Origin of the sequence: Archangium sp., assembly GCF_036389735.1 — a bacterium.
In the GTDB taxonomy this organism is placed as follows: domain Bacteria; phylum Myxococcota; class Myxococcia; order Myxococcales; family Myxococcaceae; genus Archangium.
The window spans coordinates 1-8,217 of the sequence record NZ_DASVWK010000425.1; the positions used below are offsets into that span (position 1 = coordinate 1).

Below are 8,217 nucleotides of genomic sequence, written 5' to 3' on the forward strand. Positions count from 1 at the left end.
AGGGTCGGGCTCTGCTCGAAGAGCAGTCGGAACTCGGGCGAGAACTCCTTGGGCTCGCGCTTCACCTGGACTCCTCCGGAACCCAGGCGCCCCGCTCCTTGGCGGACAGGCGGTCGGGGGAATGGCTGGCTTCCCGGAAAGCATTCGTTTGCATCCAGCTGCTCCCTGCGGTTAGGGGAGGGAAGGACGTCTCCCATGGCCACTCAGACCCGCTACGCCCATCCCTTCCTCCCCGTCACCCGAGCCGACATGCAGGCGCGGGGGTGGGACCAACTCGACATCATCATCGTCTCGGGGGACGCGTATGTGGACCATCCCGCGTTTGGCCCCGTCCTCATCGCCCGCTTCCTCGAGGGGCGTGGGTTCAAGGTAGGCATCATCTCCCAGCCGGACTGGCACTCGGCCGAGCCCTTCAAGGCGCTGGGCAAGCCCCGGCTCTTCTTCGGGGTGGCCGCCGGCAACCTCGACTCGATGCTCAACCGGCTCACCGCGCAGAAGAAGAACCGCTCCGAGGACCAGTACAGCCCGGGCGGGCGCACCAACTGCCGGCCGGACCGCGCCACCATCGTCTACGGCCAGCGCTGTCGCGAGGCGTACCCGGACGTGCCCATCGTCCTCGGCGGCATCGAGGCCTCGCTGCGGCGCATCGCCCACTACGACTACTGGAGCGACAAGGTGCGCCGCTCCATCCTCCTGGACGCCAAGGCGGACCTGCTCGTCTTCGGCATGGGCGAGCGCCCCGTGTGGGAGGTGGCCGACCGCCTGCGCCGGGGCGAGAAGATCGAGGACATCCGCGACGTGCGCGGCACCGCGTACCTCATCAACGACGCGGAGATGAAGACGCACGAGGCGGACCCGGCGAAGCGGGCCGCGGACCGCAAGACGGTGGTGCTGCCCTCGTATGAGGAAGTGGTGGCCGACAAGGTGGCCTTCGCCCGCATGTCGCGCGACTTCCAGCTGGAGACCAACCCCGGCAACGGGCGGCCCCTGGCGCAGCGGCACGCCAACCGCGGCGTCTACTTCAACCCGCCGGCGCTGCCGCTGGAGGATGGGGAAGCCCGGAGCGACACGGTGGCCATGGACGAGCTGTATGACCTGGCCTTCAACCGGGTTCCGCACCCCATGTACAAGGAGGGCATCCCCGCCTACGAGACGGTGAAGCACTCCATCGTGCTGATGCGCGGGTGCTTCGGCGGCTGCTCCTTCTGCTCCATCACCGAGCACGAGGGCCGTGTCATCCAGAGCCGCAGCGCCGAGAGCGTGCTGCGCGAGGTGCGGGCCCTGCGGCGCATGGGGGACTTCCGCGGGACGATCACCGACCTCGGTGGCCCCACGGCCAACATGTACAAGCTCAAGTGCAAGAGCCCGGAGATTGAGCGCAAGTGCCGCAAGCTCTCGTGCGTGCACCCCGGGGTCTGCGAGAACCTCGGGACGGACCACGGCCCGCTCATCGACGTGATGAAGCAGGTGCGCGAGGAAGAGGGCGTCAAGCACGTCTTCATCGCCAGCGGTGTGCGCTACGACCTGGCCGAGCGCTCGCCCGAGTACGTGAAGGAGCTGGCCGCGCACCACGTGGGCGGGCAGCTCTCGGTGGCGCCCGAGCACGTGTCGCCCCGGGTGCTGGAGAAGATGAAGAAGCCCGGCATCGAGAGCTTCGAGCGCTTCCAGCGGATGTTCGCCTGTGCGAGCGAGGAGGCCGGCAAGGAGCAGTACGACATCCCCTACTTCATCAGCGGCCACCCCGGCTCGGCGCTGGAGGACATGGTGGAGCTGGCGCTGTGGCTGAAGTCCAACGGCAAGCGTCCGCGCCAGGTCCAGGACTTCATCCCCACGCCCATGGCCATGGCCACGGCCATGTACTATTCGGGCTATGACCCGATGAAGATGGAGCCCGTCTACACGGCCAAGGGGCTGCGGGAGAAGCGGCTCCAGAAGGCGCTGCTGCTCTACTGGAACCCCGAGCACTGGCCGCTGGCACGCGAGGCGCTGGAGCTGGCGGGTCGCCCGGATCTCATCGGCCGCGGGCCCCACGCGCTGGTGCCGCCAGAGACCGCCGCCGAGGCCTCGCGCCGCAAGCAGGCCGAGGCGCGCGAGCGGCCCGAGCGGCGCACGCGCTGAGCTTCACCAGCGGGGGAGGGGGGGCCAGGGACCGAGGGCCTGCCCTCTCGTCTGCCTGTCCTCCAGTCGGATGCCCGTTGGGCCCACGCACCTTGTCGGTGTCGTCTCCACCTTGGGGGGCATGACGGACCTGTTCCAACTCTTCGCCGTATCGGCCGTGGTGATGGGCGCCTCCCAGACCATCGCCAAGGAGCGCATCTTCGCCCCCCTGCGCGAGAAGCTGGGCGGCAAGGAGACGTTCTTCGGCTACCTGGTGTCCTGCCCCTACTGCGCCTCGCACTATGTGGCCTTCGTGCTGGTGCCGCTCACGGGCACCTATCCCATCACCACGGTGGTGGGGGGCTGGGTGGGCAGTGTGCTCAGCTGGTTCCTCTCCTCCCTGCTCGTCACCGTCATCGCCGCCTTCTACCGGGTGCTCTTCTGGTTCGTGGACGAGTCCCAGGGGCTGGTGCGGCGGCGCCAGAGGACGGAAGAGGAGGAGACCGCCACCAAGCGGCTGGTGCGCCAGAAGGTGGCGCGGGAGGTCTCCCTGGGCGACTCCCAGCAAGAGGAGCCGGAGTCCCTTCCGCCGGCGCCGCACTGAGGCGCCCGCACGGGTTGCCGTCCGGCGAGGTGGCGATTAGGTCATCCGCATGTCCTCACGCCCCAAATCACCGGACAGCGTGCTCGCCATCGAAGTGGAGATGCAGTCGGAGAAGGCCTCCGCGCTCCGGCGGGTCGCGCTGCGGTTGGAATCCCTGCTCGCGGAGCTCCAAGAGACCGAGCGGGCCCTGCATGGGTTGAGCGGCCCGGCCCGGGCCCGCTTCGTGGCCCGTCACCGGGAGCTGCGCGCCGACGCGGAGAAGCAGCGCTGGTACCTCATCGTCCAACGCGAGGCCATGGGCCTGCGACACCACGGCGACATCTACGAGCTGTACCGCCTGCCCAGCGCCGTGGAGTAGCGGGCAGGGGCCCTACGCGCGGCGGCGGTAGAGACGCTCCTGGATGTCCACCTCGTCGTACTCCGTCTCGATGACGGTGTGGCGCAACGTCTCGCCGCGCCCCAGGGCGAGGATGCCGAAGCGGCGCAGCGAGTTGTGCAGCAACCGGTAGACGCGCGACTGCAGGTCCGTGCCGAAGTAGATGAGCACGTTGCGGCAGAGGATGACGTTGAACTCGTTGAAGGTGCCGTCGCTCACCAGGTTGTGCTGAGCGAAGACGATGTTCTTGCGCAGCGGGGTCTTGAAGATGGCGTGGTCGTAGTTGGCCGTGTAGTAGTCGCTGAAGGCCGCCTTGCCGCCCGCCCGCTGGTAGTTGGCCGTGTACTCGCGCATGTGCTCCAGCGGGAAGATGCCTGCCTTGGCCTGCTCCACCACGGACGCGTTCATGTCCGTGGCGTAGATGCGGCTGCGCTCGTACAGCCCCGCCTCCATGAGGAGGATGGCCAGCGAGTACACCTCTTCTCCAGTGGAGCACCCCGCGTGCCAGATGCGCACGAAGGGGGTGGAGAAGAGGTGGGGCACCACCTGCTCGCGAAACGCCACGAAGAAGCTCGGGTCGCGGAACATGGTGGTGGTGTTCACCGACAGGTGCTGCAGGAGCTCCTCCAGGAGGGAGGGCTCGTGCAGCACCTTCGCCTGCAGCGCGGAGATGCTGTCCATCTTCTGCGCGTGCACCATGTTCCACACCCGCCGCCGCAGGGACGAGCGGGCGTAGCCTCGGAAGTCCAGGCCATAGCGGCGCACGAGGCCCTCGAGGAGCAGATCGATCTCGATGTCCTCGATGGCCTCCTCTCCTACCGGCGCCGCCCGTATCGCACCCTGATTCATGGCCCTGACTCGTTGTGGTGTGGTTATCCGTTGTTGTTACGCATCCGGTCGGCGGTCCGGAAGAGCCACACGCGCAAAAGGCTGAGGAGCTGGTCGGTTTCCACCGGCTTGGTGATGTAGTCGCTGGCGCCCGCGTCGATGCACTTCTCGCGGTCGCCCTTCATCGCCTTGGCGGTGAGAGCGATGATGGGGAGCGTCTTGAGCTCGTTGACCTGGCGGATGGCCCGCATGGTCTCGTAGCCGTCCATCTCCGGCATCATCACGTCCATCAGCACCACGTTGAGGTCCGGCGTGGCGCGGATGAGGTCAATGCCCTTGCGGCCGTTCTCCGCGTAGATGACCTGCATCTTGTGCTTCTCCAGCACACTGGTGAGGGCGAAGATGTTGCGCACATCGTCGTCCACCACCAGCACCTTCTTGCCGGCGAGCACCGGATCGCTCTGGTGCACCTGCTTGATCATCTGCCGCTTGTTCTCCGGCAGGTTGGCCTCCACGCGGTGCAGGAAGAGGGCCGTTTCGTCCAGGAGCTGCTCGGGCGACTTGACGCTCTTGATGATGATGGCGTCGGTGACGCGCTTGAGGATGGTCTCCTCCTCCTCGGTGAGCTCCTTGCCCGTGTAGACGATGATGGGCGGGGTGTGGCCCTGGCGCTTCATGGCCTCGATGAGCTCCAGGCCCGTCATGTCCGGCAGGCCCAGGTCGAGCACCACGCAGTCGAAGTACTTCTCCTGGAGGGCCGTCAGCGCTTCCTGGCCGCTGCCCACCGGAGTCGTCTTCACGTCGCCGTTGCCGATGAGGCTGACGATGCTGTCGCGCTGGCGCTGATCATCCTCCACCACCAGCAGGTTCTTCACCGGCCGCTCGATGAAGCCCTTCACCCGGACGAGGGCATCGGCCAGGGCCTCGCGGGCCGCCGGCTTCTGCAGCACCGCCAGCGCGCCCAACCTCAGGCCGCGGCTGCGCTCCTCCTCGCTCGCCGAGATGATGTGCACCGGGATGTGGCGGGTGCGGCTGTCGTGCTTGAGGCGATCCAACAGGTTCCACCCGTCGATGACGGGCAGCCCGATGTCCAGGGTGATGGCATCCGGCCGGTACTGGCGCGCCATGGCGAGCCCCGTGTCGCCGCGCAGCGCCACCAGACCCTTGAAGCCCTTCTCCCGCGCGAGCGTCAGGATGATGCGGGCGAAGACGATGTCATCCTCGATGATGAGCAGCGTCCTGTCCCCCGGCTGCACGTTGCGCCGGTCATCCTCGACCTCCTCCTCGCGGGCGAGCTCCGCGTCCTGCATCACGGACTCCACCTCCGCGCGCAGGGCGTTCATCCGCTCCTCGGCCGACTTGCTGCCGGTGCTCGGGGTGAGGTTGGCGCCGGTGTTGTTGCTCGACGAGACGCGCAGCGAGCTGGACTGCGGCATGTACGTCTGCGGCACGAAGAGGGTGAAGGTGCTGCCCTTGCCCGGCGCGCTGATGACCTTGATTTCACCACCCAGCAGCTTGGCGATCTCCCGGCTGATGGACAGACCCAGGCCCGTGCCGCCGTACTTGCGGCTGGTGGTGCCGTCCGCCTGCTGGAAGGCCTCGAAGATGATGCGCTGCTTGCTCTCCGGGATGCCAATGCCCGTGTCGACGACGGAGAAGGCGAGCACCGCGCCGCCCTTGTTGAGCACGGTGTGATCCACGCTCCAGCCGCCGCGGGCCGGACGCACGTCCAGGGTGACCTGGCCTTCCTCGGTGAACTTGAAGGCGTTGGCCAGCAGGTTCTTGAGCACCTGCTGGAGCCGGCGCCCATCGGTGAGGATGTGCGCGGGCATGCCCGGGGCGAACTCCAGCTTGAAGCCCAGCTTCCGGTCCACCGCCACCTGCCGGAAGGTGCGCTCCACGAAGTCCTTGAGGCTGTCCAGCGACACCTCGTCCACGTCCACGCTCATCGTTCCGGACTCGATCTTCGAGAGGTCCAGGATGTCGTTGATGAGGGAGAGCAGGTCGCTTCCCGCGCCGTGGATCGTCTGCGCGAACTCCACCTGGCGACCGGAGAGGTTGCCTTCGGAGTTCTCCGCCAGCAGCTTGGAGAGGATGAGCAGGCTGTTGAGCGGCGTGCGCAGCTCGTGGCTCATGTTGGCCAGGAACTCGCTCTTGTACTTCGAGGAGAGGGCGAGCTGCTGGGCGCGCTCCTCGAGGGCCACCTTGGCCTGCTCGATCTCGCGGTTCTTGCGCTCGACCTCCATGTTCTGGACCTGGAGGAGGCGGCTGCGCTCCTCGAGCTCCTCGTTGGTCTGCTGCAGCTCCTCCTGCTGCTGCTTGAGGCGCTCCTCGGAGGCCTGGAGGCTCTTGGCCTGCTGCTCCAGTCGCCGGTTGGTCTCCGTGAGTTCCTGCTGCTGGCTGCGGAGTTCGTCGGCGAGGCTCTGCGACTGCTTGAGCAGCTCCTCGGTGCGCATGCCGGCGGCGATGGTGTTGAGCACGATGCCGATGGACTCGGTGAGCTGGTCCAGGAAGGACAGGTGCGTCTCGCTGAACCGGTAGAAGCTGGCCAGCTCGATGACGGCCTTGACCTGGCCCTCGAAGATGACCGGCAGCACGACGATGTTGAGCGGCTTGGACTCACCCAGTCCGCTGTTGATGCGGATGTAGTCGTCCGGCACGTCGGTGAGGAGGATGCGCTCCTTCTCCATGGCGCACTGACCCACCAGGCCCTCGCCCAGCTTGAACGAGTTGGCGAGGCTCTTGCGCTCCTTGTAGGCGTACGTGGACAGCAGGCGGAGCACCTGGCTCTTGTCCGCACCATCCATGAGGTAGAAGACGCCGTGCTGCGCCTGAACCAGGGGCGCCAGCTCCTTGAGGATGAGCTTGGAGACCGTCTCGAGGTCGCGCTGGCCCTGCAGCATGCGGGTGAAGCGCGCGAGGTTGGTCTTCAGCCAGTCCTGCTCGGTGTTCTTCTGCGTGGTGTCACGCAGGTTGGCGATCATCTGGTTGATGTTGTCCTTGAGCGCCGCCACCTCGCCCTGCGCCTCGACGGAGATGCTGCGGGTCAGGTCGCCCTTGGCAACCGCGGTGGCCACTTCCGCGATGCTGCGCACCTGGGTGGTGAGCGAACCGGCCATCGAGTTCACGTTGTCCGTGAGGTCGCGCCACGTGCCGGCCGCGCCGGGCACCTTGGCCTGACCGCCCAGCTTTCCTTCGATACCCACCTCGCGGGCCACCGTGGTCACCTGGTCGGCGAACGTGGCCAGCGTGTCGATCATCCCGTTGATGGTGTCGGCCAGGGCGGCGATCTCACCCTTGGCGACGAGGGCCAGCTTGCGCTTCAGATCACCGGCGGCGACGGCCGTCACCACCGTGGCGATGCCTCGCACCTGGGCGGTGAGGTTGGAGGCCATGCTGTTCACGTTGTCCGTGAGGTCCTTCCAGGTGCCGGACACGCCCTGCACCTGCGCCTGACCACCCAGCTTTCCTTCCGTACCCACCTCGCGCGCGACGCGGGTCACTTCGGAAGCGAAGGAGGAGAGCTGATCCACCATCGTGTTGATGGTCTGCTTCAGCTCGAGGATTTCTCCCTTCACGTCCACGGTGACCTTCTTGGAGAGGTCACCATTGGCCACCGCCGCCGTCACCTTGGCGATGTCTCGCACCTGGGCGGTGAGGTTGCCGGCCATGCTGTTCACGTTGTCGGTGAGGTCCTTCCAGGTGCCGCTGACACCCTTCACCTGGGCCTGACCGCCAAGCTTTCCTTCCGTACCCACTTCCTTGGCGACGCGGGTCACTTCGGAGGCGAACGAGGAGAGCTGATCCACCATCGTGTTGATGGTGTTCTTGAGCTCCAGGATTTCTCCCTTCACGTCCACGGTGATCTTCTTGGACAGGTCACCACGGGCAACGGCCGTGGTCACCTCGGCGATGTTTCGCACCTGGGCGGTGAGGTTGCTCGCCATGGAGTTCACGTTGTCCGTGAGGTCCTTCCACGTACCGGACACGCCCTTCACCTGGGCCTGACCGCCGAGCTTTCCTTCCGTACCCACCTCGCGAGCAACGCGGGTCACTTCGCCGGAGAAGGTGTTGAGGTTGTCCACCATCGTGTTGATGGTGTTCTTCAGCTCGAGGATCTCACCCTTCACATCGACGGTGACCTTCTGGCCGAGGTCGCCGTTGGCGACCGCGGTGGCGACCTTCGCGATGTCACGGACCTGGGCGGTGAGGCCGCTGGCCATGCTGTTCACGCTGTCGGTGAGCTCCTTCCAGGTGCCGGACACGCCCTTCACCTGGGCCTGACCACCGAGCTTTCCTTCCGTACCCACTT

General features: G+C 66.6%; 5 protein-coding genes. 3 read left to right on the top strand and 2 right to left on the bottom strand.

Annotated features, from left to right (window positions below; translation table 11 throughout):
- Positions 1-195: 195 nt before the first annotated feature.
- The 3 genes from VF794_RS15330 (at position 196) to VF794_RS15340 (ending at position 3,059) form a co-directional block, all read left to right on the top strand.
- Positions 196-2,118, top strand: coding sequence for a YgiQ family radical SAM protein (locus VF794_RS15330; RefSeq protein ID WP_331111065.1), 1,923 nt, complete (start codon positions 196-198; stop codon positions 2,116-2,118).
- Between the two features lie 121 nt (positions 2,119-2,239).
- Positions 2,240-2,701 carry a hypothetical protein gene (locus tag VF794_RS15335; protein ID WP_331111067.1) on the top strand — a complete coding sequence of 154 codons (462 nt, stop codon included), beginning with the start codon at positions 2,240-2,242 and terminating at the stop codon, positions 2,699-2,701.
- A 49-nt stretch (positions 2,702-2,750) separates the two neighbouring features.
- A complete protein-coding gene (locus tag VF794_RS15340) occupies positions 2,751-3,059 on the top strand; it encodes a hypothetical protein (protein ID WP_331111069.1) in 309 nt (102 codons plus the stop codon).
- 12 nt (positions 3,060-3,071) lie between these two features.
- Here the strand turns inward: VF794_RS15340 and VF794_RS15345 are convergent, their stop codons facing one another.
- Positions 3,072-3,926 carry a protein-glutamate O-methyltransferase CheR gene (locus tag VF794_RS15345; protein WP_331111071.1) on the bottom strand — a complete coding sequence of 285 codons (855 nt, stop codon included), beginning with the start codon at positions 3,924-3,926 and terminating at the stop codon, positions 3,072-3,074.
- A 23-nt stretch (positions 3,927-3,949) separates the two neighbouring features.
- On the bottom strand, positions 3,950-8,217 hold a 4,268-nt coding region (locus VF794_RS15350; protein WP_331111073.1), incomplete at its 5' end, for a response regulator.

Excerpts from the sequence above, each read along its gene's own strand:
- VF794_RS15330 (WP_331111065.1), top strand. The coding sequence starts at position 196 with ATGGCCACTCAGACCCGCTACGCCCATCCCTTCCTCCCCGTCACCCGA.
- VF794_RS15335 (WP_331111067.1), top strand. The coding sequence starts at position 2,240 with ATGACGGACCTGTTCCAACTCTTCGCCGTATCGGCCGTGGTGATGGGC.
- VF794_RS15340 (WP_331111069.1), top strand. The coding sequence starts at position 2,751 with ATGTCCTCACGCCCCAAATCACCGGACAGCGTGCTCGCCATCGAAGTG.
- VF794_RS15345 (WP_331111071.1), bottom strand. The coding sequence starts at position 3,926 with ATGAATCAGGGTGCGATACGGGCGGCGCCGGTAGGAGAGGAGGCCATC.